Origin of the sequence: Faecalibacterium hominis (ex Afrizal et al. 2022) (genome assembly GCF_049545105.1) — a bacterium.
GTDB classification, from domain to species: domain Bacteria; phylum Bacillota; class Clostridia; order Oscillospirales; family Ruminococcaceae; genus Faecalibacterium; species Faecalibacterium duncaniae.
The window spans coordinates 2,172,825-2,196,566 of sequence record NZ_CP186860.1 but is presented as its reverse complement, the minus strand read 5'-3'; the positions used below and the strand labels follow the sequence as shown (position 1 = coordinate 2,196,566).

General features: G+C 57.3%; 23 protein-coding genes. 6 read left to right on the top strand and 17 right to left on the bottom strand.

Translation table 11 applies throughout. The features are described from left to right. Position 1: 1 nt before the first annotated feature. Positions 2-853 carry a transketolase gene (locus ACKXGA_RS10610; protein ID WP_117534587.1) on the bottom strand — a complete coding sequence of 284 codons (852 nt, stop codon included), beginning with the start codon at positions 851-853 and terminating at the stop codon, positions 2-4. A 311-nt stretch (positions 854-1,164) separates the two neighbouring features. On the opposite strand from ACKXGA_RS10610, the gene ACKXGA_RS10605 reads away from it, so the two are divergent. Together ACKXGA_RS10605 and ACKXGA_RS10600 are read left to right on the top strand one after the other, a co-directional pair. Then, positions 1,165-2,616, top strand: a complete 1,452-nt coding sequence (locus ACKXGA_RS10605) for a glycosyltransferase family 39 protein (RefSeq protein WP_423729472.1) — start codon at positions 1,165-1,167, stop codon at positions 2,614-2,616. Positions 2,617-2,823: 207 nt separating this feature from the next. Beyond that, positions 2,824-3,360 carry an ECF transporter S component gene (locus ACKXGA_RS10600; RefSeq protein WP_423729471.1) on the top strand — a complete coding sequence of 179 codons (537 nt, stop codon included), beginning with the start codon at positions 2,824-2,826 and terminating at the stop codon, positions 3,358-3,360. Between the two features lie 154 nt (positions 3,361-3,514). On the opposite strand, the gene ACKXGA_RS10595 is transcribed toward ACKXGA_RS10600, so the two are convergent. The 4 genes from ACKXGA_RS10595 to ACKXGA_RS10580 form a co-directional block, all read right to left on the bottom strand. After that, positions 3,515-3,697, bottom strand: a complete 183-nt coding sequence (locus tag ACKXGA_RS10595; protein WP_035393180.1) for a hypothetical protein — start codon at positions 3,695-3,697, stop codon at positions 3,515-3,517. Positions 3,698-4,188: 491 nt separating this feature from the next. Next, on the bottom strand, positions 4,189-5,427 hold the full coding sequence (gene sstT, locus ACKXGA_RS10590) for a serine/threonine transporter SstT (RefSeq protein WP_423730403.1): 1,239 nt from the start codon (positions 5,425-5,427) through the stop codon (positions 4,189-4,191). Positions 5,428-5,675: 248 nt separating this feature from the next. Further along, positions 5,676-6,773: a dipeptide epimerase gene (locus tag ACKXGA_RS10585; RefSeq protein WP_098923832.1), complete on the bottom strand. Its 1,098-nt coding sequence runs from the start codon at positions 6,771-6,773 to the stop codon at positions 5,676-5,678. 16 nt (positions 6,774-6,789) lie between these two features. After that, positions 6,790-8,169, bottom strand: coding sequence for a Sapep family Mn(2+)-dependent dipeptidase (locus ACKXGA_RS10580; RefSeq protein ID WP_156062398.1), 1,380 nt, complete (start codon positions 8,167-8,169; stop codon positions 6,790-6,792). Between the two features lie 140 nt (positions 8,170-8,309). Between ACKXGA_RS10580 and ACKXGA_RS10575 the strand changes: the two genes are divergently transcribed. The 3 genes from ACKXGA_RS10575 to ACKXGA_RS10565 all read left to right on the top strand — a co-directional run bounded on the left by ACKXGA_RS10575 (position 8,310) and on the right by ACKXGA_RS10565 (position 11,606). After that, a complete protein-coding gene (locus tag ACKXGA_RS10575) occupies positions 8,310-8,558 on the top strand; it encodes a type II toxin-antitoxin system Phd/YefM family antitoxin (protein ID WP_098923834.1) in 249 nt (82 codons plus the stop codon). Beyond that, complete coding sequence (locus ACKXGA_RS10570; RefSeq protein ID WP_423729470.1) at positions 8,559-8,822, top strand: Txe/YoeB family addiction module toxin; 264 nt, start codon at positions 8,559-8,561, stop codon at positions 8,820-8,822. It begins immediately after the preceding gene. A 153-nt stretch (positions 8,823-8,975) separates the two neighbouring features. Continuing rightward, positions 8,976-11,606 carry a hypothetical protein gene (locus ACKXGA_RS10565; RefSeq protein ID WP_423729469.1) on the top strand — a complete coding sequence of 877 codons (2,631 nt, stop codon included), beginning with the start codon at positions 8,976-8,978 and terminating at the stop codon, positions 11,604-11,606. 123 nt (positions 11,607-11,729) lie between these two features. Here the strand turns inward: ACKXGA_RS10565 and ACKXGA_RS10560 are convergent, their stop codons facing one another. From ACKXGA_RS10560 to ACKXGA_RS10505, 12 genes are all read right to left on the bottom strand, one after another. Further along, complete coding sequence (locus ACKXGA_RS10560) at positions 11,730-12,239, bottom strand: acetyltransferase (RefSeq protein WP_035393427.1); 510 nt, start codon at positions 12,237-12,239, stop codon at positions 11,730-11,732. Between the two features lie 124 nt (positions 12,240-12,363). After that, the gene (locus ACKXGA_RS10555) at positions 12,364-12,816 is read right to left on the bottom strand and encodes a helix-turn-helix transcriptional regulator (RefSeq protein WP_005928664.1); all 453 of its coding nucleotides are present in this window, start codon (positions 12,814-12,816) and stop codon (positions 12,364-12,366) included. Positions 12,817-12,905: 89 nt separating this feature from the next. Further along, positions 12,906-13,574: a phosphate signaling complex protein PhoU gene (phoU, locus tag ACKXGA_RS10550; RefSeq protein ID WP_423729468.1), complete on the bottom strand. Its 669-nt coding sequence runs from the start codon at positions 13,572-13,574 to the stop codon at positions 12,906-12,908. Positions 13,575-13,587: 13 nt separating this feature from the next. Continuing rightward, positions 13,588-14,352, bottom strand: coding sequence for a phosphate ABC transporter ATP-binding protein PstB (gene pstB / locus ACKXGA_RS10545; RefSeq protein WP_097769780.1), 765 nt, complete (start codon positions 14,350-14,352; stop codon positions 13,588-13,590). Between the two features lie 141 nt (positions 14,353-14,493). Next, positions 14,494-15,351, bottom strand: coding sequence for a phosphate ABC transporter permease PstA (gene pstA / locus ACKXGA_RS10540; RefSeq protein WP_242886548.1), 858 nt, complete (start codon positions 15,349-15,351; stop codon positions 14,494-14,496). Further along, positions 15,344-16,243: a phosphate ABC transporter permease subunit PstC gene (gene pstC, locus ACKXGA_RS10535; RefSeq protein ID WP_275252633.1), complete on the bottom strand. Its 900-nt coding sequence runs from the start codon at positions 16,241-16,243 to the stop codon at positions 15,344-15,346. The genes pstA and pstC overlap by 8 nt, the downstream gene beginning before the upstream one ends. A gap of 20 nt (positions 16,244-16,263) precedes the next feature. Then, positions 16,264-17,145: a phosphate ABC transporter substrate-binding protein gene (locus ACKXGA_RS10530; protein ID WP_423729467.1), complete on the bottom strand. Its 882-nt coding sequence runs from the start codon at positions 17,143-17,145 to the stop codon at positions 16,264-16,266. Between the two features lie 212 nt (positions 17,146-17,357). Next, a complete protein-coding gene (locus ACKXGA_RS10525; protein ID WP_423729466.1) occupies positions 17,358-17,885 on the bottom strand; it encodes a twin-arginine translocation signal domain-containing protein in 528 nt (175 codons plus the stop codon). 288 nt (positions 17,886-18,173) lie between these two features. Continuing rightward, positions 18,174-18,779: a GNAT family N-acetyltransferase gene (locus tag ACKXGA_RS10520; protein ID WP_423729465.1), complete on the bottom strand. Its 606-nt coding sequence runs from the start codon at positions 18,777-18,779 to the stop codon at positions 18,174-18,176. Beyond that, positions 18,776-19,903, bottom strand: a complete 1,128-nt coding sequence (gene nagA, locus ACKXGA_RS10515; RefSeq protein WP_005928694.1) for an N-acetylglucosamine-6-phosphate deacetylase — start codon at positions 19,901-19,903, stop codon at positions 18,776-18,778. Before nagA ends, ACKXGA_RS10520 begins: the two co-directional genes overlap by 4 nt. Positions 19,904-20,067: 164 nt before the next feature. After that, complete coding sequence (gene nagB / locus ACKXGA_RS10510; RefSeq protein ID WP_035393193.1) at positions 20,068-20,796, bottom strand: glucosamine-6-phosphate deaminase; 729 nt, start codon at positions 20,794-20,796, stop codon at positions 20,068-20,070. A gap of 199 nt (positions 20,797-20,995) precedes the next feature. Then, complete coding sequence (locus ACKXGA_RS10505; RefSeq protein WP_005928700.1) at positions 20,996-22,468, bottom strand: PTS transporter subunit EIIC; 1,473 nt, start codon at positions 22,466-22,468, stop codon at positions 20,996-20,998. Positions 22,469-22,783: 315 nt separating this feature from the next. Here ACKXGA_RS10505 and prmA point away from each other — a divergent pair, with 315 nt between their 5' ends. Next, positions 22,784-23,701, top strand: coding sequence for a 50S ribosomal protein L11 methyltransferase (gene prmA / locus ACKXGA_RS10500; protein WP_423729464.1), 918 nt, complete (start codon positions 22,784-22,786; stop codon positions 23,699-23,701). Positions 23,702-23,742: the final 41 nt, after the last annotated feature.

The window sequence follows — 23,742 nt, the reverse complement described above, 5'->3', positions numbered from 1 at the left end:
CTTACTTGTCCTCCTCTTCCAGCGCGGCGTAAGCTGCATTCAGCTCCTGCATGGCCTGTGCGTATTCCTCATCGTTGGGGCCCTTGCCGTGCCAGTCAACGGAGTTCTCCATAAAGGAAACGCCCTTGCCCTTGAGGGTATCCAGAATGATGCAGGTGGGCTTTTCGTTCTCAGCGCGGAAAGCGGCGATGGCGCTCTCAATGGCATCCAAATCGTGGCCGTTGATGGTCAGCACATTGAAGTTGAAGGCCTTCAGCTTCTCCTCCAGCGGGGCGCTGTTCATCACGGTCTCGGTGGTGCCGTCGATCTGCAGATGGTTGCGGTCCAGCATGACGCAGAGGTTGGACAGGCCGTAGTGAGAAGCAAACATAAAGGCTTCCCAGCACTCGCCCTCTTCCACCTCGCCGTCACCCAGGATGGTGTAAACATTGATGGGCTTACCGGCGTGCTTGGCACCCAGTGCCATGCCGCAGGCGGCGCTCACGCCCTGACCCAGACTGCCGGTGGACATATCCACGCCCGGCACACTGTTCATGTTGGGGTGGCCCTGCAGGTAGCTGCCGATCTTGCGCAGGGTCTTGAGGTCCTCCACCGGGAAGAACCCACGCTCAGCCAGCGCGGCGTACAGCGCCGGGGCCGCATGGCCCTTGGAGAGCACCAGACGGTCGCGGTCAGGGTTCTTGGGATCCTTCGGATCCACCTTCATCTCTACGAAATAGAGGTACGCCAGCACCTCGGCGATATCCAGGCTGCCGCCCGGATGGCCGCACTTGGCGCTGTGAGTGCCCTCGATCACGCCCATGCGGATGTGGCAGGCGTGTTTTGCCAGGGTAAGTTTTTCTGCATTTGTCATCTTTGGTCCTCCCGTATGAACCTCAGCGTTTGCATCGGATATGATACGCACCCGGGCCGTACGCCCCGATGCGCTATTTCTCAAGTCTATATTATCTATTCTATGCAAAAACGTCAAGGTTCTTTCGTCAAAATGTACATCCCTTGGCAAAATCGCTTGTAAACGTTCCCGTTTTTGTTGAAAATGCAGGTTCATTTTGCCCCCGCAAAACATTTTTGCAGCTTTTGGCTGCTTTGCAATATCATCTTTTGCCGCTGTATGATATAATAAGATGAATTTGTTTGCTTTTTTTATCATTTTGGGAGGTTCCTATGTCTTTTTCCGCACCTACATCCCGGGCACAGCGCCGCCGCAGGATTTTGCCCTGGCTGCTGTACCTGTATGCCCTTGTGCTGTTCGCCATGCACTTTGTCCGCATTTTTGATAACTCCTTCTGGGGAGATGAGGGGTTCAGCATCGGCCTTGCCCAAATGAATGTTTTTGAAATGCTCCAAGTCACAGCGGCAGATAACCATCCGCCGCTGTACTATCTTTTCACACAGCTCCTATATCATCTTCTGGGCAATCACGGATATGTCTATCATCTGTCGGCTCTGATTCCCTATGGACTCATTCTGATTCTTGCCTGTACAATGATTTTCAGACAGTTCGGATTGATTCCCGCAGTTGTTGTTTCCACTTTTGCCTCTTTGACTGATACCGCTATCATGTTCAACGTCGAGGCCCGAATGTATTCACTCGGCGCTTTCTTTGTGTTAGCGGCCTATCTGGCACTCCATAACATTCTTCATTCCGGTAAAACCTCCGATTGGGTCATTTTCAGCGTCGCCTCTCTTTGTGCCGCTTATACGCACTACTATGCCCTGATTTCCGTTGCATTTTTCTATCTGGCTCTGCTTTCTCTGCTTCCGCAGGATAAGAGCAGCTTTAAAAAAATCCTTATCACTTATTGTGCCGCAGTGGTCGTCTACCTTCCCTGGCTTCTGGTATTGCTTCCCACTTTCAAACGTGCTGCGGCAGACTGGTGGTCCACCTTCATTCCTTCTCCGATCAATTGTATCGGATTCTTCTTCAATCCTTCTTGGACAGTTCTCATTTTCGGTCTTGCATTCCTTCTTTATTTCACAGCACAGGCCAAGTCGTCCTCTAAATGGCTCTTCGCCCCTGATACGATCTGGCTTTTGGCCGGCTTGCTTTCTGCCGCCGGCACCTCCGCAGTCGGGCTGATCGTTTCACATGCCGTTCGCCCGCTTTTTCTCGTTCGATACCTTTATCCGCTCACCGCAGTCGTTTACCTGGTTTTTGGCTTTCTTCTGTCTAAAGTCCGTTGGAGAACCATTCTATCCGGTATTTTGATTTTGGGAACGCTGGTGTGCAGTCTACCGGATTTCTACCAAACCTATCAGCGGGAAAAGCGCATCGACCTTGCGACCACCCAGTGTCTGGAAGTTATTACCCCCTCTCAGGATGCAGTTCTTTATACAACGAACTACTTCCTAGACTGGACACTCTTTGATTATTACTTTCCGGGACGTGTCCATGCTCAAATCGAATCCTCCAATACTTCTCAGTGCTTCACTTCTTCCGATCCTGAGATCTGGCTCTTTATGGAACATGCGCTTTCTGATGCCGAATTGAATGCAGCCTCCAACAATGGTTATTCTCACACCAATGTCTGTAACAGTACATTTGCAGAAGGCCCCGGTGAAGATTCCTTTTATTACATCTACAAATTTCAAAAATCCGCAAACACCGCCCCGTAACCATCCTCATCCGCTGAGCTTGACAAGGCGGCTTTGCATCTGCTATACTTTTTGCACAATTCCCGGCTGAAGCCGGGGCTTTGCGGGCCGAAGCCCGTGTTTCTCCCCGCAAACATTATTTTGAAACAGACACCATGAAGGGGTCTGCCGCTGGCGCGTGCTGGCGGCAGGCCCTTTTTGTCTGCGCATTTTCAGGAGGAATCATTGATGAATACCAAGACCCGTTCCGCGACCCGTGATCTGGTGCTGGCCGCACTGTTTCTGGCACTGGCCTTTGTGCTGCCCATGATCACCGGCCATGTGCCTCAGATCGGCAATATGCTCTGCCCCATGCACTTCCCGGTGCTGCTGGCAGGCTTTGTGCTGGGCGGCCCCTGGGGCCTGGCACTGGGCTTTGCCGCCCCGCTGCTCCGCTCGGTGCTGTTCGGGATGCCCCCGATGTACCCCATTGCCATCGCCATGGCCTTTGAGCTGGCCACATACGGCGCTGTGGCCGGTTTCATGTACCGCAAGGTGCAGCACACCCTGCCCATGATCTACGCCGCCCTTGTTACCTCGATGGTGGCAGGCCGCCTTGTCTGGGGTGCGGTGCGCTTTGTGCTGGCCGGTCTGTCCGGCTCCAGCTTCCCGTTCAGCGCGTTCCTGTCCGGTGCGGTGCTCACTGCCGTGCCCGGCATCGTGGCGCAGCTCATCCTCATTCCGCTGATCGTGGCCGCGCTGCAGAAAGCAAGGCTGACGGCTTAAAACCCCTGCGCTGACCGAACCCACACAGCAAAAAAGCCCGGAACCGTACCTGCTATGGCGGCAGGTGGTTCCGGGCTTTTCAGTTCATATTACAGTGTGGCAGCAGCTGTAACAAAAAAAGAAGGAGAATCTTCAACCGGCAAATTGGAGAAGATCAGCCGGCAAAGCTTGCATTGACAGCGCGGCGGTTGCTCTGGTTGACAAAGTTCTTCTTTGCGCTCTCGAGCAGGCTTGCAAAAGCCAGGCCAATGCCGCAGTTATCGGACACGCCCTCGGTGACAGTCAGGTAAGCGTCCATCATAGTGTTGTCCAGAATAGCAGTGTTCTTGTTCATCATAATAAATATCCTCCGTATATCGGTAAATGTCATTGTGTTTTTTGGCAGGGCCTCTATCTCCCTGCATCCTCAGAGCGGAACCGTTCAGAACCCTTCGTTCTTTTGTTCCCCTCTCTGAGGATGGCCATATTATGCCACTCAATTATGAAATCGTTTTATAAATTCTATGAACAAACTATGAATTTAGTGATACATTTTTAACGTTCTTTCGTTCTTTGCGCAACTAGCACAAAACGTTTTTTATGAAAAATAAAGTTCTTGTATACATGGACGATTGAAACCTTGTTTGGAAAGTTTTTTCAGATTTTCTCTCCGTTTTGCCCAGAATTTCTTCTGCAAAAGGGGACACTCTCATGCAAAATCCGTCAGAATCCGTCAATTTCAAACAGGACGAGGTCTTTCCTGTGCAAAATGCCCAGAAAAAAGTTCCAAACAAAAAGGCCGCCGTGCCAGCAGCACAGCAGCCTTTGAAAAGCCATTTCAGTTTTGCATCACTTGCACAGGAACGCCGGCAGGGGCTTGCCCTCCTTGCGCCACTGGTGATATTCCGCAGTGGCGGCAAATTCCACGTCACCGGCGGAGTTCAGGGCAGTTTCCACGGAATCCTGCACCACGCCGATGATAAAGCCGACACCGACCACCTGCATGGCGATATCATTGGAGATGCCGAACAGGGAGCAGGCCATGGGGATCAGCAGCAGGGAGCCGCCAGCCACGCCGGAAGCGCCGCAGGCACCCAGAGCACTCATCACCGAAAGAAGGATGGCAGCGGGCAGGGACACCTGAATGCCCAGCGTATTGGCCGCAGCCAGCGTCATAATGGTAATGGTGATGGCGGCACCATCCATATTGATGGTAGCGCCCAGGGGGATGGAGACGGAATACATATCCTTATCCAGCCCCAGCTTTTCGCACAGATCCATATTGACCGGGATGTTGGCGGCAGAGCTGCGGGTGAAGAAGGCGGTCAGGCCGGATTCACGCAGGCAGCGGAACACCAGCGGATACGGGTTGCAGTGCAGATACACAAAGATGATAAAGGGCGAGACGACCAGTGCCATAAAGAGCATGGTGCCCACCAGCAGGAGCAGCAGCCTGCCGTACTGGGTAAAGATGGACAGGCCGTTGCTGGACACGTTGGTGTACACAAGGCCCATGATGCCGAAGGGTGCCAGATTGATGATCCAGCGGACGATCTGGGAGACTGCATCCGCTGTGTTCGCCAGGAACAGCTTGGTGCTGTCCGCGCCGTACTTCTTCATGGCCAGACCGAACAGGCAGGCCCAGAACAGGATGCCGATGTAATTGCCGTTCAGCAGGGCACTGACGGGGTTTGCCACAAAGTTGGTGAGCAGGGTGTTCATCACCTCGCCCAGACCCTGGGGCACCACCTCGGATTCTGCCGCCTCAGCCAGAACGACGGTCTGAGGGAACAGGAAGCTGGTCACCACCGCAATGGCGGCGGCCAGGAAGGTGGTGAGCATGTACAGCCAGATGACCGTGCCAAAGCGCCGGTCCAGCCTGGACGTACCCTGCGCCAGCGCACTGGCCACGATAACGAACACCAGCACCGGGGCAATGCCCTTCAGGGCACCCACGAACAGGCTGCCGAACTCTTCCACCCAGCCCGCACCGGGCACCGCCAGTGCCAGCACCGCACCGACCGCAAGGCCGATGACGATGCGCAGGATCAGGCTGGTGGCATTGTACCTTGCCGCAACCGCTTTCAACGTTTTCATAACTTTTCTACTCCCCTATCCAGATTGTGCGCCTATCGCGCACAGTTTTCCCATTCCTCTACACGGAACAAGTACGATTATACGCCTTGCAGGCCGAAAAGTCAAAGATTTTGCCCACTTTTTTTGTTTTTCATTTCAACATATACAGACACGAGCTTTTTTCACTGTCCGCACACAGAATACAATTTCACAAAAAGAGACCGCACCCCGTGTGTTTCGGGATGCGGTCTGTTCCTGTTTTAGTCGAGATAGGACACCTTGCCGGGCACAAAGCCCTGAATGCCCATGCCGGGCGCGTCGGAGACGGTGATGTTCTTTTCGTCGAACACGGCACCGCCGAGGATATGGTCCTCGCTGCAGAGCACCGGGCCGTCGAGATCGATCTTGGTGATGATCTTCTTGGCGCAGGCCAGCTCCACAGCGGCGTTGACCGAGATCTTCGCTTCCAGCATACAGCCGATCATGCACTCCACACCGTACACCTCAGCGGCGGCGGCAATGCGCAGGGCATTGGTGATGCCGCCGCACTTCATCAGCTTGATGTTCACAAGGTCGGCCGCGCCGGTCTGCATGATCCGCAGGGCATCTGCCGGGCTGAACACGCTCTCGTCGGCCAGCACGGGCACATCGGCATGGCGGGTGACATACTGCATCCCCTCAAGGTCTGCGGCGGGCACGGGCTGCTCCACGAACTCAATGTCCAGCCCCTTCTCCTGCATCTGGTTCAGGATGCGGACCGCCTGCTTGGCGTTCCAGGCCTGATTGGCATCGATGCGGAGCTTGATGTCCCGGCCCACAGCCTGCCGCACCGCGGCAAGGCGGGCCACATCCAGTTCAGGGTCAATGCCTACCTTGACCTTCAGGCAGTCGTAGCCGCGCTGGACGGCGGTGCGGGCATCCCGGGCCATCTCCTCGGGCGGGTTGACGCTGATGGTGATATCGGTCACGATGTTCCTGCGGGCACCGCCCAGCATCCGGTAAACAGGGGCACTGTACTTCTGGCCCAGCAGATCCCACAGGGCCATGTCCACAGCGGCCTTGGCGCTGGTGTTGTGGACAAGCGCCTTCTGCACAGCGGCGGTCAGATCCTCAAATTCATCGAGGTCGCGGCCCAGCAGGGCAGGGGCGATATGATCCTGAATGGCACCGAGGATGGCCCCGGTGGTGTCGCCGGTGATGACACCGGTCGGAGGTGCTTCGCCGTAGCCCACCGCACCGGTATCGGTGTGGAGCTCCACGATAACATCCTCAACGCTGTTCACAGTGCGCAGTGCCGTTTTGAACGGCACCCGCAGCGGGGTGGAAATGCGGCCCAGCCGCACCTGTGTGATCTTCATAGTCCCGTCCTCCTTCTTATTCCAGCGGCAGGTTTGCCAGCTTGACAATGGCGTTTGCAATGATCTGGGCGTTCTGCACCAGACGTTCCAGATCGATGCATTCATCGGGCTGATGCTCTGTGACCGGGTCCCCCGCGAACAGGGGGCCAAAGGCCACCACATTGGGCAGCATCTTGGCGTAGGTGCCGCCGCCGATGCACTTGGGCGGGGCATTGTCGCCGGTGGCATCCCGGTAAACCTCCAGCAGGGCGCTGACCAGCGGGGTCTCGGCAGGGTAATAGAGCTTTTCCTTGTGCACCTGCCCATCCAGCGCCCAGCCTGCGGCCTCAAAGGCGGCCTGCACAGCGGGCTGGCAGTCTGCCCGTTCCATGGTCACAGGATAGCGGTAGTTCAGCTTGACCCACAGATGCTGCGCGTCGCCCTCGATCAGCCCCCAGTTGCAGCTCATGGGGCCGGAGAGCGCATCCTCCAGCCGGTGGCCCAGCAGGCGCTCGCCGTAGGGGTCGGTGCCCAGCCTCTCAGCCAGAAAGTGCACAGCCTGTTTGGCATCCCCCTCCAGCGGCAGCCGGTCAAGGTAGCACACCAGCCGCCCAATGGCGTTTTCGCCCTGCTCCGGGTGGCTGCCATGGGCCGAAACGCCCACCGCTTCCACCTGATAGCCGCCGGGGATGGCTGTCACGGTGATGTGCTCCGCATCCGGCAGGGAGGCCCCCGCCGGGGCGGTCAGCGCAGCGCAGGCGTAGTCCGGCACCACATTGCCGGCCACGCCGCCCTGCACCCTGTTCAGCTGCCAGGCACCGGTCTGGTGCAGCTGCACAGCATAGCTTTCGTTCAGGATGCCCTTTTCGCCGTTGATGAGCGGATACTCGCCGTCCGGGGTGAAGCCCAGCACCGGGATCTCCCCGCCGTGGGCCTTGTAGTACAGCACGTCCCGGTCGTTGGTCTCCTCGTTCAGGCCGAACAGCAGCCGGACACGGCGGTTGAGCGGAATGCCCAGATCCCGGATGGCCTTCAGCGCGAACAGGCTGGCCACCACCGGGCCTTTGTCGTCAATGGAACCCCGGCCATACAGCCTGCCGCCCTCGATCTCGGCGGCGTAGGGCGGGTGATGCCAGCCCTCGCCCTCGGGCACCACGTCCAGATGCCCCAGCACCGCCACCATCTCGTCCCCGGTGCCGATCTCGCACCAGCCGATATACCGATCCATGTCGGTGGTCTCAAAGCCCAGCTCATGGCAGAGGGTCAGCGCCTCAGCAAAGCAGGCATCCACCTCCTCGCCAAAGGGCTTGCCCGGCAGCGGGTCGGCCTCCACACTGCGCCTGCGCACCAGCCGCTGGAGCGCCGCCACCATCTGGGGCCGCAGCGCCGCCACGGCCTCGTTCAGTTTTTTGTCCATACGTTCCACCCCTTTTGTGATTCATTTCACAGCTTGTATTATAGAACGATTGCCCCCGCTCCACAAGCCCCCAGTTCGGCAAAAAAAGTCTTGACACCGCGCAGTGTGTACGCTATTATGTACATAAGAGGTGATGCACGATGACGACCACTAATATCACGAACTTTCGCAAGAATGCTTTCCAGTATGTAGAGCAGACCGTAAAGTACAATGAACCGCTGAACATCTGCACCAAAGACGGCAACGCTGTTCTGCTTTCGGAAGAAGATTACAGCGGCATTATGGAAACGCTTTATCTCGTCTCCGTGCCGGGAATGCGGGAAAAGCTCATGGCGGCCAAGGCCGAACCGCTGGAAGATTGTGTTGACGAATCGGCTGTGGAGTGGTAAATGTACAAAATTGTTTATGCGAAAACCGCGCTCAAGGACATTCCAAAGCTGAAATCCGCCCATCTTGACGAAAAGGCGAAGGCGCTGATCTCCATTATAAAAGAAAATCCGTTCCAGAACCCACCGCCCTATGAAAAGCTGGTGGGCGATTTGAACGGCTCGTACAGCAGGCGCATCAACGTACAGCACCGCCTTGTGTATGATGTTTTTGAAGAAGAGCAAACCATCAAGATTTTAAGCCTATGGACACATTACGAAAGATGACCCGAAAACGGACTGTTTTGCAGTTCGTTTTTTTTTTTTTCAATTTTTTTGAAAAAGGGTGAAAGGATTTCGCGCGGCGTGTATTTAAGGAAGTAAGAGCATCCATTTTTGCCGGAGCTCCACTTCCGGCCCAAAGAAAGTGAGGGACCCCCTATGAAGAAACGACTACTCAGCCTTCTGGTGGCGCTGTGCATGGCGGTAACGCTCCTGCCTGTGTCGGCACTTACAGCGTGGGCGGAGGGAGGCGACCAATTAAAAATTGCAGATGGCTATCCTGTCGGTTCCGGTGACAACCATGATCGAAATTGTTCTGGTAAGGGCTGGAGCTATGACGCTTCTACACAAACGCTTACTCTCGATCCCTCAACTCCTACTACCTATGATTTGACAGGTCGCGGAAGCATCCGTCTGGATTCAATCAGTATTTTATGTTCTGCCATCATAGGGAAACACGCAACGATTGAAAATGGTGATTTTTGGGACATTCGAAATCCCAGTATTACCAATTATGGCACTATAACGAGTGGCGTTTACGACATGCCCGTTATAAATCATGGTACTATTACCGGCGGCCTTTTTTCTTCTTCCGTTTCCAATGAATCTGAAGGCAAGATTGAAAATGGCACGTTTGAATCTACCGTTACCAACAATGGCACCATAAAGGGCGGCATTTTTCAAAAAAAACCAGAGGGTGGCACTGTCGCTAGCGGCTATACCTTGAATGTGAATTTCCCGAAGAATGGCAGCTATGAGAGTTTCGATACAGGAATCAGTTATTTCGGCAACAGCGGTTATGTCATTCCCAATTCCGACCATGATACCAGCATCACCATCTATATTTTTTTCCGTAACCGTCAAGCAATATTATTTCCTATTGATGTTACATTCGGAGACACAAACGACACACATTGTTTGTTAGAAGATTGGGCACCAAATGCAAGTCATTACGATGATGGTATGGGTTATTTTTCTGTCACTTTCACCGCACCACCTGCCACTGCGGACACCGTTACCCTGAGCATACTGACCCGGCTGGTGATCGACGAAAACGGCTACCCCGTTGGCACCAAGGGCGGCACCCAGGATTACAGCGGCAACGGCTGGAAGTTTGAGAAGAGCAATAAAAAGCTGACGCTGGAAAGCGGAGATTATGATTTTTCCGGTGAGGAAAACGCACTGGCCCCCCTGAACCCGAGTGTCCAGTTAGTGGTTGAACCCGGTGCCAAGCTGGCCGGCGGCGCATTTGCGAAAGAGCCCAAAGGTGCAGGCACATTCAAAACAGTCACCCTGAACGGAACCGGTTCTATCACAGCAGTCAATGGTCTTGCGTCCGGCGACTGGGGCAACACACTTTATGTAGTCAAGACCGGAAGTAATACCATTACCGCCAGTGAATCCATCCGGGATATCAACCGCATTTTATTTGAAAACGATGATTCTCTATATCCGGATCTTCCCAACAAAAAAACCGTGTGCATCAATATAGAATCTCTTAATTCTGTGAATGCTCTTGATTCGAAAGCGGATATCATATTGAACCAGGCTTCCCATGGTTTGCCCCTTATCATGGACAGTGATGGCACACCGGTTATAGGCAATGCTCCTTTTGAGGCCGCTGGAGGATTTTATACCTACTATGGTGACGGTTGGCACATCCAGAAATCATTTGAGGGCATCGGCAGACTGTATCTGACCGGCAGAAAAACCGACAACTCCTACAACTTCCGATTTACCGACCCCGTCAAAAAAACCGGCCAGTTGGATGCAGTGAAATGCAGCATCATCAATGAGGGCAGCACCATCGAGGACGGTGTTTTCAACGCTCTGGCAGCAAATGGTTTGCCCTACAGCACTTCGAGCACGACCCCTACAATCAAAGGCGGCACATTTGCAGCCGGTCTGTATTATAACAACGGCGAGATAACCGGCGGTGCATTCAACGGAAAAGACAGCATTCTCACCCATGAAACCGTGCTGAGTGGAAATTATCGCTCTGTTACCGTGAATGGTGGAGCCATCGTGAAGGTAAACGACACGTTTCCTCTCGTCCCCGGTGAAACCGGCCTTGATTTGGTGCAGGGCTCCGCATGGAATCTGTATTCCTACGCAGGCACCGTCCTCACCGTAAAAGCGGATGCAGATATTACAAATATCAACGGTCAGGAAATCGGCAAGGCATTCAGCAGCATTTACCCGAACGGTGAAACCGACAAAACAGTGGTACGCTTTGAGATGCCCGACAGTGATGTGGTACTGAATGCACCCCAAATCATTGTTCCCGACCCGAAGCCCGAACCCACACCTGACCCCACTCCCGAAACCTACACCCTGACGGTGAAGGGCGGCACGTTCACCTACAACGGCGGCGAAGCCATGACCAGCGCCAGCGTGCCGGTGGATGCCGAGGTCAAGGTGACGCTGAACCAGAGCGCCGTGCCCGAGGGCATGGTGTTCGACCTGTGGGCCATGGATGAAGCCAGCCTGCTGGGCAACCCGGCGGTCGCCTACAACGAGGAGAGCTTTACCATCCCGGCGGGCAGCGTGGCCAAGGGCAGCACCGTGACCGTGGAAGCCCAGTACCGGGATGCCACCATCGAGAGCGAGCCCAGCATTCTGGGCACTGCCGCCATCATCGGCGTGGCCGGTGCAGGCACGGCGGTCATCGTGTGGCAGGGCTACCGCATCGGCATGGAGCTGTACGAGAAGTATTTCCAGCCCACGCCGGAAGAGGATGCGGTGGTCGAACCCACGCTTGAAAGTCAGATGACAGATCCGATTTCCTGAAAGCGGGCTCACCCTCTCAGTCTCGCTTTGCTCGACAGCTCTCCCAAAGGGAGAGCTCTTGACAAACCGATATAAAAACAGCGCCGCTCCATCGTTTCCGGTGGGGCGGCGCATTTTTGCGGTTCAATCCCGGCGCAAAGGCAGGGTAAGGGACATTTTCTGGTAGGCAATGCGGGGCGTGCCATCCTCCACATGGATGATGCCGCACCTGGTAAAGCCGTTTTCTTCCAGCAGGTGCTGCATGATCTTGTTGTCGGCGTGGGTGTCGGCCCGCAGGCTCTCGCAGTGCTCCAGACACCAGGTGATCACAGCGGCAGCAACGCCGGGGTGCCTGCCCGCCGAAGCCAGCCGGTGGATGGTGCCGTAGGGCAGGGTATCGTTCAGCCACTTGCCATCCTCGATCCGGGCATAGGTGGGGTCCGGGCCAAGGATGAAGGCAAACACGCCCTCCAGCTCGCCGTTGACAAGGTAGAGGAAGAGCCGGTTGGAATCAATGTCCTCTTCCAGCAGCTCCTGCGGCGGGAAATGATCTCCCCACTGGGTGGGGTTGCCGGAATCCGCCATCGCCTGCCGGGCGCGGGCATAAATTTTCAGGATCGCATCCAGATCTGCACGTCTTGCTCCACGAAACATCGTCATCCAACCTCTCTTCCGGCAGGCCGCTGCCCGCCCTGATCGTTCTGCTTTAATATAACACAAAACGGCCCTCTCCGTCAAAGCCTGCTGCAAAGGCGGAGAGGGTCGTTTACTGATGCGCTTATGTGCGCTGGCTGCGTGCCCGGCGGTACTCCCGGGGGCTCTGGCCATACCGCTCATGGAACAGGCGGTAGAAGTAGCTGGTGTTCTCGTAGCCCACCTGGGTGATGATCTGCTGGATGTTCAGGTCGCTGCGGCGCAGCAGACGGGCGGCGGTCTCCATCCGGTGCTTCTGCAGCAGCTCCTTATAGGTCTTTCCGGTCTGGGCCCGGACGCACTCGCTGACATACGCCAGCGAAACGCCGTAGCTGCGGGCCACATTGGAAAGGCTTGCTTCGCGGTAATTCTGGGTGATCTCCTGTAATGCCGCCTGGACCAGCGCTTCGCGGCTGACCGCCTCGCCGCGCGTTTCCAGCGGGAAATTCTTGGTCTGTACCATAGCGTTAAAACCCTCCGTTGCGGCAGCGGCGGGCGGGGACAGGGGGATGCCGGACACCCGCCGCAGCCAGTTCATCAGGCTTTCTGGGGAAGCCTTTCTGCCTATAATACGGGCGGGGCACAGAAATAATTGCAAATAGCTCAAATTTTTACAGAAACAAAAGATCAGAACATATTTTCGTTATGATAACGCCCGCTGCGGACGAACTCCACCCACTCGGCCAGATTCACGGCGTGGTCGCCGATGCGCTCCAGGTACTTGATGACCATGAGCAGATCCAGGGCGGCATCCACCTTGCCGGGATCGGCGGCGATCTCCTGCGCCAGCGTATGCTTGATGGCGTTGAAATCGTAGTCCACCTCATCGTCGGCGGCAATGACCCTGAGGGCGGCCTGCTCGTCCTCAGAGGTCAGGGCATTCAGGGCATCCAGGATCATCTTGTGCGCCTTCTGGCCCATCCTGATGGCCTGGCTCACAGCAGGGTCGCCCTCCTTGCGGACAATGACCAGATGAGGGATGATCTCCGCGATATCGGAGGCATGGTCGCCGATGCGCTCCACATCCGTGACCACCTTCATGGTGGTGGAGATGCGGCGCAGGTCGCCTGCCACCGGCTGCTGGCGGAGCAGCAGGGTCATGCAGCGGTGCTCAATGTCCCGCTCCATGTTGTTGATGCGGCCATCGCCCTGCACCACGGCGGCGGCAGCCTCGGCATCGGCGGTGCAGAGGGCTTCCATTGCAGCTTCCACGGCATCGGCAGCGTTCTGACCCATCTCGGTCAGGGCCGTTTTCAGGGCGGCAAGGTCGTTTTCGTATTGTGTACGGTTGCTCATTGCGTTTTTCTCCTTAGCCGAACCGGCCCGAAATGTAATCCTCGGTGCGTTTATCCTGCGGGGTGCTGAAGATCTGCGCCGTGGGGCCGGCTTCCACCAGCTCGCCCAGCAGGAAGAAGGCGGTGCGGTCGCTGATACGGGCTGCCTGCTGCATGTTATGGGTCACGATGACCACGGTGTAGTTCTTTTTCAGCTCGCTCATCAGCTCCTCCACCTTCATGGTGGAGCCGGGGTCCAGGGCGCTGGTGGGCTCATCCATCAGCAGGACTTCGGGCTTGACAGCCAGGGCGCGGGCAATGCACAGGCGCTGCTGCTGGCCGCCGGAAAGGCCCAGGGCACTCTTTTTCAGGCGGTCCTTGACCTCGTTCCAGAGGGCGGCACCCTTCAGGGAGCTTTCCACCAGCTCGTCCAGCTCCGCCTTGTTGTGCACACCGTGCAGCCTGGGGCCGTAGGTGATGTTATCGTAGATGCTCATGGGGAAGGGGTTGGCCTTCTGGAACACCATGCCCACCCGGCGGCGCAGCTCAGTGGGCTGCATCTCGCGGGCAAAGATATCCTGCCCTTTCAGGCGGACATCGCCCTCGATGCGGATCCCGGGCACAAGGTCGTTCATCCGGTTCAGGGTCTTCAGGAAGGTGGACTTGCCGCAGCCGGAGGGGCCGATAAGGGCCGTGATCTCCCGCTCGCCCATGTCCAGCGAAATATCTTTCAGCGCCTTGAAATCCCCGTACCAGAGGTTCAGGTTTCTGGCTGTGATAATGGGTGATACGTTTTCCATAGTTTTCCTCTTATATTGACTCCCTCAGTCGCGGCTATGCCGCGCCAGCTCCCTCTGAGAGGGAGCCTTTTGCGTTGCGGGCAGGATAAGCCTCCCTCCGTGAGGGAGGTGGCATCGCGCAGCGATGACGGAGGGAGTTATTTACTGCTTCTGTTTCAGTTTGGTTTTGGCAAGCCGGGCTGCCAGATTGATGGCAAGCACCAGCACCAGCAGCACTGCACCAATGGCCCAGGCGGAGTCGAAATCGCCGTCCTCAAAGGCACGGAGGTAGAGCAGCACCGACAGGGTGGCACCGTTGGAGGTGTAGGCCTTGATCACGCCGTTGGCAATGACCTCGGCGGCACCGGCGGTGAAGAGCAGCGCGGCGCTTTCGCCCACGATGCGGCCCACAGCCAGGATGCAGCCGGTCACGATGCCGTCGATGCTGCAGGGCAGCACGATGGTGCGGATGATGTGCCACTTGCCCGCACCCAGACCCAGCGCGCCCTCACGGTAGCCCTGGGGCACCGTTTTCAGGGATTCCTGGGTGGTGCGGATGATGGTGGGCAGGTTCATGATCACCAGCGTCAGGCTGCCGGAGAGCAGGCAGGTCTGGAAGCCCAGTGTCTGGGCGAACACCAGCATCCCCACCAGACCGTAAATGATACTGGGAATGCCCGCCAGCGTCTCGTTGGTGAACTCGATCACCGAAATGACCTTGCGGTTCCGGGCGTACTCGGTCAGGTAAACGGCCGCGCCCACACCCAGCGGCAGTACGATCAGAAGCGTCAGCAGGATGACATACAGCGTGTTGAGGATCGCAGGCAGGATGCCGTCCGTGCCCTTCAGCACACTGGCGGTGGTGGTCAGGAATTTCCAGCTGATGTGCGGGATGCCGCGCACCAGCACCATGCCCAGAATGCCTGCCACCAGTACGATGACCAGCACAGCCGAGGCCCGGACCAGCGCGTTCATCACGCGGTTCCAGGTGCGGCGGGAGGCAGAAGCACTGTTATTCATCGCGCTTTCCTCCCTTCAGCACCACATTGAGCAGGATATTGATGCCCATGATAAAGACGAACAGCACCAGCGCAATGCTGAACAGCGCCTGTTTCTGCAGGCCGCTGGCGTAGCTCATCTCCTTGGCAATGGCGGTGGTCAGGAAGGTGACGCTGCGGAACAGGCTGTCCGGCATGTTGGGGCTGTTGCCAGCCACCATCATCACGGCCATGGCCTCGCCGATGGCGCGGCCGATGCCCAGCACGATACCGGCGGCAATGCCGCTCCTGGCAGCGGGAACGCTGACCTTGAACCAAGTCTCGACATCCGTTGCGCCCAGAGCCAGACTGCCCTGCTCATACTCCGGCGGCACAGCGTTGAGCGCTGTGACCGACACCGACACGATGCTGGGCAGGATCATCACCGCCAGCACCACGATGGCGCTCAGCAGGCAGGCACCGGAGGCCTTGCCAAAGGTCCTGGCCACGGCAGGCACCAGCACCTGCATGCCCAGCAGGCCGAACACCACGCTGGGGATGCCGCTCAGCAGCTCAATGGCGGTCACGACCACGGTGCGCACCTTCGGGCCTGCGGCCTTGGAGAGGAACACCGCCGTCAGCAGGCCAATGGGCACACCGATCACGGTGGCACCCAGCGTGCCGTAAACGCTGGACAGGATGAAGGGCAGGATGCCGTAGGCCGGGTCGGCAGCGGTGGAAGCCCACCGGGTGCCGAACAGGAACCGGAACAGCCCGATCTTCTGGATGGCAGGCACACCGGAGAGGACCATGTACACTGAGATCAGGAGCACACAGCCCACCGCCAGAATGCCGCAGAGGAAGAAGATGAAGTTCATCACCGCTTCCAGCCACTCAGCAGGGGTTCTGGGGAGAGAAATCTTTTTGTTGTTCATAGCATCATTGCTTTCCGCAATTACTCATTCACAGGAACTGCACCGGCAGTGCGGATCAGGTCCGCAGCATCGGCACTGGTGGCAAAGTCGAAGAAGGCCTGTGCCTGCTCAGACAGAGCGACAGACTTGTTGGTGACGAACACGAAGGGACGCTGCACCTCGTAGCTGCCGTCCTTCACGGTATCCTCGCTGCACTCCACACCGCCAACGGTGACCATCTTCACGGTGTCGCCCACAGCGGACAGGGAAGCGTAGCCGATGGCCAGAGGGTTGGCCTCCACAGCGCTGATGACAGCACCGGTAGCGGTCAGCTCCTGCGCGTACTTGCAGCTGTCCTTGACATCCACGATGCTCTCAAAGCCATCACGGGTGCCGGAGCCAGCCTCACGGCCGATCAGAACGATCTCGCCGTCGTCGCCGCCCACCTCAGACCAGTTGGTGATCTCTCCGGTGAACATCTGTTTGAGCTGGTCAACGGTCAGATCCTCGACCTTGCTTGCGTTGTTGACGATGATGGCGATGCCGTCCAGAGCGATGGTGGTGCCATCCACGTCAGCCTTCTCGTCGTCCTTCAGGGCACGAGAGGACAGGCCGATGTCCAGGGTCTTATCGGCAGCACCGGTGATGCCTGCGCCGGAACCGGTGGGGTCGTAGCTGACAGTGACACCCGGCTCAACCTCGGCAAAGCCTTCGGTCAGGGCAGCGATAACGTTCTTCATGGAGGTGGAACCACCGGCAGCAACGTTGCCGGACAGGGCAGCAGCGGTGGAAGATGCAGCAGAGCCTGCAGCGGTAGAAGAAGCTGCAGCAGAGGAAGCAGAGCCGCCGCAGGCGGTCAGGGCAGCAGCGGCAGCAACTGCACCGCAGACAGTGAGAAACGAACGACGCGTGATCTTTTTCATAATATTTTCCTCCAAACATCCGGGCTTTCCGTTCCCGGCTCTTGTTTTCGTGTTTTTCCTGGGTACGGCACTATTGTATCCCAGTCGGAGAACCGCTTCGACCACAAGCGGGAAAAATCGAGGTAAATTGTTTGGACAGGTTTTGACCCCAATGTAAAATTTGGGCGCAAAAAAGCCCGGGGTGCAGGTGCACCTCGGGCTTTTGGGGGATATTAGGATTTTTTGATGGTAATATTATTGCCGTCTCGACGCAAGAAAAACGTTACGCTCACACCAAACAGTTTAACAGTCATCTGCATAGGTTTTCCCTTTGAATAGAAATTGTTATACACTTTTTCATCCGGTGTTTTGAATTTCAACGCAATGGTGTTGCTATTCAGGAAGGGAGCATCCACACTAGACATGAAGCCTGTCGGCTCTGTCAGCTTCAAATCATTACCATCGATTTTTGCCGAAAAAACATCCGTGTATTTTAGTGCGTTCAGGCCTTTTCCGTTGTACGAGACTTTGACAGTGGGGATGATCCATTGCTCGTTTTTTGCATTTTCGCCAACACCGGATGTAATCTGGCTTGTTGTCGCACTCGTCACCTTGATTTTGAAATCTCCCAGAATGGCTTCGTTTTCTGCCAGCTGTTCACCGCCCCCATCACAGCCGGTGAGGACACCAGCGGCAGAAGCGGCCAGCACAGCGGCGGCAGAAGCTTTCAGAAAATCACGGCGGGAAAAAACATTACGCATCAGAAATTCCTCCCATCTCAGATCTGGTTTGTTCCTATCACCATAGTACCATATTTACCCAGACTGTCAAGGGACAGAATTCAACCCCTCAGTCTCGCTACGCTCGACAAGTACGGGTTGCGGCTCCCAGCATCCATCTCGTGTTGTAAACAACACTTATGTCTTGCTGGCCGCGGCCCCAACAGCAACGCCCTTTATCCGCCACTGGCGGCGGTTGTTGCTGTTGCCCCTAATAGTGGGGCCCTTGGCATATCGGGAAAGTCCGCACGGATGGACAAAGCACCGTCGTTAAAGCTCGACCTCCACGCCATCGGGGCGGTAGAAGGTGACGTTCCTGCGCCACTGGGGCTCGCCCATGGTGCGGCGGTAGCAGTCTGTCAGCTGCCGCACGGCTTCCTCGGGGCTGCGCACCTTTCCGCCGCAGCAGGGGAGCACCAGCACCCGGAACCAGGCATCAAAGAGATGCTCTGTCCAGCCGGTGTCCTTGGCCCCGCACCGGGCGTAAAAGCCCAGGCGGCGCACGGCCATGGCCTCGTCCTCGGCTTTTTCGGGGCACTCCGCTTCAATGAGGATGGCCTGCGCGCCCTTCTCGTGGTCAGGCAGGGCGGCCAGCAGAACGGCTCCGATGCCGCCGGCCCGATACTGGGGCAGAACGGCAAAGTAGTCCAGCTGGCTCACCTCACAGCCCACGGGCCGCACCATCAACAGATACGCCACCAGCGCGTCGTCCTCATACACGCCCCAGGTGTGGGCGGTACCGGCGGCCTCGCTGTTCAGGATCATGCTCAGGGGCTTCAGCTCTCCGGCAGGAAAATCCCGGCGCATCTCGTTCAGGTAAACGTCCGTCAGCTCTTCGGCGGTCAGCAGCCGCCAGGTCAGGTTCTCGGGGTTCATACGATACGGGTTCCTTTCTGGTAGACAGCCTGAATATTCAGTTCCTTGTCTGCCAGGATCACATTGCCATAGCGGCCTGCAGCCAGACTGCCGTAATCATTGTCGATGCCAATGCTCTTGGCGGGGTTTTCGCTGGCGGCGCGGACAGCGCTTTCCAGCGGGACATTCATCTCCAGCACGGCACGCTTCATGCAGTCGTACAGGCAGGTGGCACTGCCCGCAATGGTGCCGGGGTGCTCAGTCAGGGTGGCACGGGGGCCGCTGACCGTGACCGCCTGACCGCCCAGGCTGTACTGGCCATCGGGCAGGCCGCAGGCCATCATGCTGTCGGCGATCAGGATGACATGGTCATCCCCGAAGGTGTTGAAGGTGAACCGCACCATGGCCGGGTGGATGTGAACGTTGTCGGTGATGAGCTCCACCTCCGCGCCCCGTTCCAGCGCTGCAATGATGGGGCCGGGCTCCCGGTGGGTGATGCCGGGCATGGCGTTGTACAGGTGGGTCATGTGGGTCGCGCCTGCGTCAAAGGCGGCGTTGGCGGTGTCGTAGCTGGTGCAGGTGTGGGCAATGGAGATGCGCACCTCGTCATGGCAGGCAGCAATGAACTCCAGCGCACCCGGCTCCTCCGGGGCGATATCCACCAGCTTGATCAGGCCGTTTGCCCGCTTCTGCAGGCGGCGGAACATTGCAACATCCGCCTTGTGGAGATACTCCGGGTTCTGGGCACCCACCTTGTTGGGGCTGATGAAGGGTCCCTCCATGTTGATGCCCACAAGGTCTGCGCCTCTGCCGTTTTGATGGGCGGCGGCAGCATCCATCACACCGTTCAGAATCTCTTCTGAGAAAGTCATGGTGGCAGGGCAGATGGCCAGCACGCCCTTACCGGCCTCAAAATCGGCCAGGGTCTGGATGGCTTCTTCATTGCCGTCACAGAAATCCTTGCCCATGGCACCGTGGAAGTGGATATCCACCAGGCCCGGCAGAGCGTAAGCGCCCTTGGCATCCACGATTTCCTCGCCTTCCTCCGGCTGTGCAAAGGGCACGATGCGCCCTTCCCGGATGGTCAGGCTCCCCTCCTCAAAGGTGTGGCGGGGGGTATAAATCAGAGCATTTTTGATGATCATATTCTTATTCTCACGCTTTCCTTCGTGCAACCTCTCAGTCGGGCTTGCGCCCGCCAGCTCCCCTTGTAGGGGAGCCTTTGGCAAAAAGATTCACTGAAATCGGCTGCCAAGGCCTCCCCTCATTAGGGGAGGTGGCATTGCGCAGCAATGACGGAGAGGTTTCATTACAGCAGGCTCAGTGCTTCCTCATCGGCCACAAGAATGCAGTCGGGGTGCATCTGCAGGATGGAGCCCGGGCACTCGGGGGTCACAGGGCCGGAGACGACCGCCTTGACTGCCTTGGCCTTTGCCAGACCGTTGGCCACCACCAGCACCTTGCGGGCCTGCATGATGGTCTTGATGCCCATGGTGTAGGCCTGCTTGGGCACCAGATCCTCGTTGCCGTCAAAGAAGCGCTTGTTGGCCTCGATGGTGGCAGGGGTCAGATCCACGCAGTGGGTCTCCAGCTCAAAGGCCTCGCCCGGCTCGTTGAAGCCGATGTGGCCGTTGGGGCCAAGGCCCAGCAGCTGCAGGTCGATGCCGCCCACGCTGTGGATGATCTCGTTGTACTTTTTGCAGGCATCCGCAGCATCGGGGTTGGTGCCGTCGGGCAGGTGGATGGCCTCGGGGCGGATGTTGACCTTGTCAAACAGGTTCTTGTGCATAAAGCTCCAATAGCTTTCGGGGTGCTCCTTGGGCAGGCCGCGGTACTCGTCCAGATTGACGGTGGTGACCTCAGAGAAATCCAGGTCGCCCTTGTTGTACCAGTCCACCAGCTGAGCGTATGCGCCAACAGGGGTGCCGCCGGTCGCCAGACCCAGCACGCAGTTGGGCTTCATAATGACCTGTGCGGAGATGATGTTGGCAGCCTTGCGGGACATGTCCTTGTAATCTTTTGCACGAATGATCTTCATAATGGGGAACCTCCTGTTATTTTGCTTTGTTGTTTTCAGTATAGCATATTTTCCGGCCAAAAGGGTAGCCGGTTTGTGAACAAAACAAAATGCCGCCGAAAGCGGGGCGTAAACGCCCGCCCTCAGCGGCATTTTTACAGTTTGGGGATGGATGCGGAAGCAACCAGCCTTCCGCACGGAAACGTGCTCAGAAGGATGCTTACAGCATCTTCTTCAGCTCATCATACACGAACTGCACCTTGGTGCCGATGATGACCTGGCAAGTGGTCTTGTCGGGGCGGATGACACCGGCAGCACCGGCAGCCTTCACAGCCTTTTCATCCACAGCGGTGTAGTCCTTAATGGTGAAGCGCAGGCGGGTAGCGCAGTAGTCCACGCTGGAGACGTTCTCCTTGCCGCCGATGGCCTTCAGCACGCCAGCAGCAACCTCAGTGTAGTTGTTGTTGGCCAGAACGACCTTCTTCTCAGCCTCTTCGGCATCCTCGTCCTCACGGCCGGGGGTCTTCAGGTCGAACTTGGTGATGGCGAAGTAGAACACGAAGTAGAACACCACGAATGCAGCGATGCCCAGAGGAATGATCATCCAGGTCTTAGCAGCTGCAGGCAGAGAAGCGGAGAACACCAGGTCGGTAGCACCTGCGGAGAAGCAGAAGCCAGCACGGAAACCGGAGTAGTAGGTGATGATGGTGAAGATGCCGTACAGAGCGGAGTACACAACGTACAGCGGGAAGCACAGGAACATGAAGCCGAACTCGAAGGGCTCGGTAACGCCGCAGACGAAGGCGCAGATAGCAGCGGACAGAACCAGACCGATGGCAGCCTTCTTGTTCTTGGCGGTACGGACCATGGCCAGTGCAGCACCGGCGATACCGAACATCATGCAGGGGAAGAAGCCGGACATGTACATACCCAGGCTCCAGCCCACATCAGCAGAGGTCTCGCCTGCCCAGAAGTGGGACAGGTCGCCCAGGCCGATGGTGTCGAACCAGAACACATTGTTCAGAGCGTGGTGCAGGCCGGTGGGGATCAGCAGACGGTTCAGGAAAGCGTAGATGCCAGCACCGATGCCGTCCATGCCTGCGATGCCTCTGCCAATGGCGACCAGTGCATCGAAGATGACGGGCCAGACGAACAGCAGAGCGACAGAAACAACGATGGAGATCAGGCCGGTGGCAATCGCAACGAAGCGCTTGCCGGAGAAGAATGCCAGCCAGTCAGGCATCTGGGTGCTCTTGAACTTGTTGTAGCAGGCTGCACCCACCACAGCGGCCAGGATGCCAATGAAAGAGTTGCCGGCCACCTTCTGGAAAGCGATGTAGGTAGCGGTGCCCTCTTCCAGGGTGCGCACCATGCTGACCACGCCGGGGCTCAGCAGCTGCTGCATCATCAGGTAGCTGACCAGGCCAGCCAGACCAGCGGTACCGTCGTGGTCATCAGCCAGGCCCACGGCTGCGCCGATGGCGAACAGCCATGCCATGTTATCGATCAGAGCGCCGCCTGCCTTGACCAGCAGGAAGCCAACGGTGTAAGCTGCACCGGAAGTTGCAGCACCGGGGACACCCATGACACCCGGGGCCAGAGCATAGCCGAGACCCATCAGGATGCCGCAGATCGGCAGCACAGCGACGGGAAGCATCAGAGCTTTGCCCAGTTTCTGGAGATACTTCATCATAAGACACATTCCTCCTTAAAGAATGTTGTTGTTATGGAGGCCTCTGGTTGCAGGCTGTCCATAATTGCGTAACAATATTTTAACACATCCTCCGAAAAAAAGGAATAGGGTTCACGCCCGTTTTCGCAATTTTGCACCAAAAATCCTTGAATTTGCATCTTTCGTGAAAAACTTTTTGGAATTATTGCGCATTTCAGAGCAGGATTTTGAAAAAACTTTTCTTTTGCCCTTTCTCCCCAAACCGCTTGCATCCCGCGCCGGAATCGGGTACTATACTTATAAATAGAAAACACAAGACCCAGGGAGGTTCTTTTTATGGAATGGACTGATATCCGCCTGACCGTGGCCAAGGCCGATGCCGATAACGCCGAGGCCGTTGCCACCATGATCGCCGAGGGCGGCATCTATATCGAGGATTACAGCGACATCGAGCAGCAGGTGGCCGAGATCGCCCATGTGGATCTGATCGAACAGGAGCTGCTGGACAAGCCCCGCGACACTGTGATCATCCACATGTATCTGGAGCCGGGCGCTTCCCCCGTGGAGACGCTGGCCCTCATTCAGGCCCGGATGGAAGCGGCAGGCATCGCCTACACCGTGGAGACCGAGGGCGTGGAGCAGGAAGACTGGCAGAACGGCTGGCGCAAATACTACCACCCCATGGACATTGGAAAACGGCTGGCCATCGTGCCCTCCTGGCAGGAGTACGACACCGACCGCGTCAAGCTGATCCTTGACCCCGGCCTTGCCTTTGGCACCGGCGGCCACGAGACCACCAGCCTCTGCCTGGAAGCGCTGGACGAGGGGGTCAGGGGCGGTGAGCGGGTGCTGGACATCGGCACCGGCAGCGGCATCCTTGCCATTGCCGCCCTCAAGCTGGGCGCAGGCAGTGCCGAGGGCGTGGACATCGACCCCGTGGCCGTGCGCACCGCAGGCGAGAATGCGGCCCTGAACGGCGTGGCCGACAAGCTGACCGTTCTGGTGGGCGACCTGTCCGACAAGGCCAGCGGCAGATACGACATCATCACCGCCAACATCGTGGCAAACGCCATCATCAGCCTTGCCCCCGCCGTGCCCGGCCTGATGGCCGAAAACGCCACCTTTATTGCCAGCGGCATCATCGACAGCCGCAAGGACGAGGTGATCGCCGCTTTGGAAGCCGCCGGCCTGACCGTGCAGGAAGTGAAGGAGAAGCGCGGCTGGGAGTGTATTATTTGTAAAAAGTCGAATTAAACCTCTCAGGCGCTTCGCGCCAGCTCCCCTAATAGGGGAGC

Coding starts and splice junctions, on each gene's coding strand:
- ACKXGA_RS10610 (WP_117534587.1), bottom strand. CDS start 853: ATGACAAATGCAGAAAAACTTACCCTGGCAAAACACGCCTGCCACATC.
- ACKXGA_RS10605 (WP_423729472.1), top strand. CDS start 1,165: ATGTCTTTTTCCGCACCTACATCCCGGGCACAGCGCCGCCGCAGGATT.
- ACKXGA_RS10600 (WP_423729471.1), top strand. CDS start 2,824: ATGAATACCAAGACCCGTTCCGCGACCCGTGATCTGGTGCTGGCCGCA.
- ACKXGA_RS10595 (WP_035393180.1), bottom strand. CDS start 3,697: ATGATGAACAAGAACACTGCTATTCTGGACAACACTATGATGGACGCT.
- ACKXGA_RS10585 (WP_098923832.1), bottom strand. CDS start 6,773: ATGAAGATCACACAGGTGCGGCTGGGCCGCATTTCCACCCCGCTGCGG.
- ACKXGA_RS10580 (WP_156062398.1), bottom strand. CDS start 8,169: ATGGACAAAAAACTGAACGAGGCCGTGGCGGCGCTGCGGCCCCAGATG.
- ACKXGA_RS10575 (WP_098923834.1), top strand. CDS start 8,310: ATGACGACCACTAATATCACGAACTTTCGCAAGAATGCTTTCCAGTAT.
- ACKXGA_RS10570 (WP_423729470.1), top strand. CDS start 8,559: ATGTACAAAATTGTTTATGCGAAAACCGCGCTCAAGGACATTCCAAAG.
- ACKXGA_RS10565 (WP_423729469.1), top strand. CDS start 8,976: ATGAAGAAACGACTACTCAGCCTTCTGGTGGCGCTGTGCATGGCGGTA.
- ACKXGA_RS10560 (WP_035393427.1), bottom strand. CDS start 12,239: ATGTTTCGTGGAGCAAGACGTGCAGATCTGGATGCGATCCTGAAAATT.
- ACKXGA_RS10555 (WP_005928664.1), bottom strand. CDS start 12,816: ATGAACTGGCTGCGGCGGGTGTCCGGCATCCCCCTGTCCCCGCCCGCC.
- phoU (WP_423729468.1), bottom strand. CDS start 13,574: ATGAGCAACCGTACACAATACGAAAACGACCTTGCCGCCCTGAAAACG.
- pstB (WP_097769780.1), bottom strand. CDS start 14,352: ATGGAAAACGTATCACCCATTATCACAGCCAGAAACCTGAACCTCTGG.
- pstA (WP_242886548.1), bottom strand. CDS start 15,351: ATGAATAACAGTGCTTCTGCCTCCCGCCGCACCTGGAACCGCGTGATG.
- pstC (WP_275252633.1), bottom strand. CDS start 16,243: ATGAACAACAAAAAGATTTCTCTCCCCAGAACCCCTGCTGAGTGGCTG.
- ACKXGA_RS10530 (WP_423729467.1), bottom strand. CDS start 17,145: ATGAAAAAGATCACGCGTCGTTCGTTTCTCACTGTCTGCGGTGCAGTT.
- ACKXGA_RS10525 (WP_423729466.1), bottom strand. CDS start 17,885: ATGCGTAATGTTTTTTCCCGCCGTGATTTTCTGAAAGCTTCTGCCGCC.
- ACKXGA_RS10520 (WP_423729465.1), bottom strand. CDS start 18,779: ATGAACCCCGAGAACCTGACCTGGCGGCTGCTGACCGCCGAAGAGCTG.
- nagA (WP_005928694.1), bottom strand. CDS start 19,903: ATGATCATCAAAAATGCTCTGATTTATACCCCCCGCCACACCTTTGAG.
- nagB (WP_035393193.1), bottom strand. CDS start 20,796: ATGAAGATCATTCGTGCAAAAGATTACAAGGACATGTCCCGCAAGGCT.
- ACKXGA_RS10505 (WP_005928700.1), bottom strand. CDS start 22,468: ATGATGAAGTATCTCCAGAAACTGGGCAAAGCTCTGATGCTTCCCGTC.
- prmA (WP_423729464.1), top strand. CDS start 22,784: ATGGAATGGACTGATATCCGCCTGACCGTGGCCAAGGCCGATGCCGAT.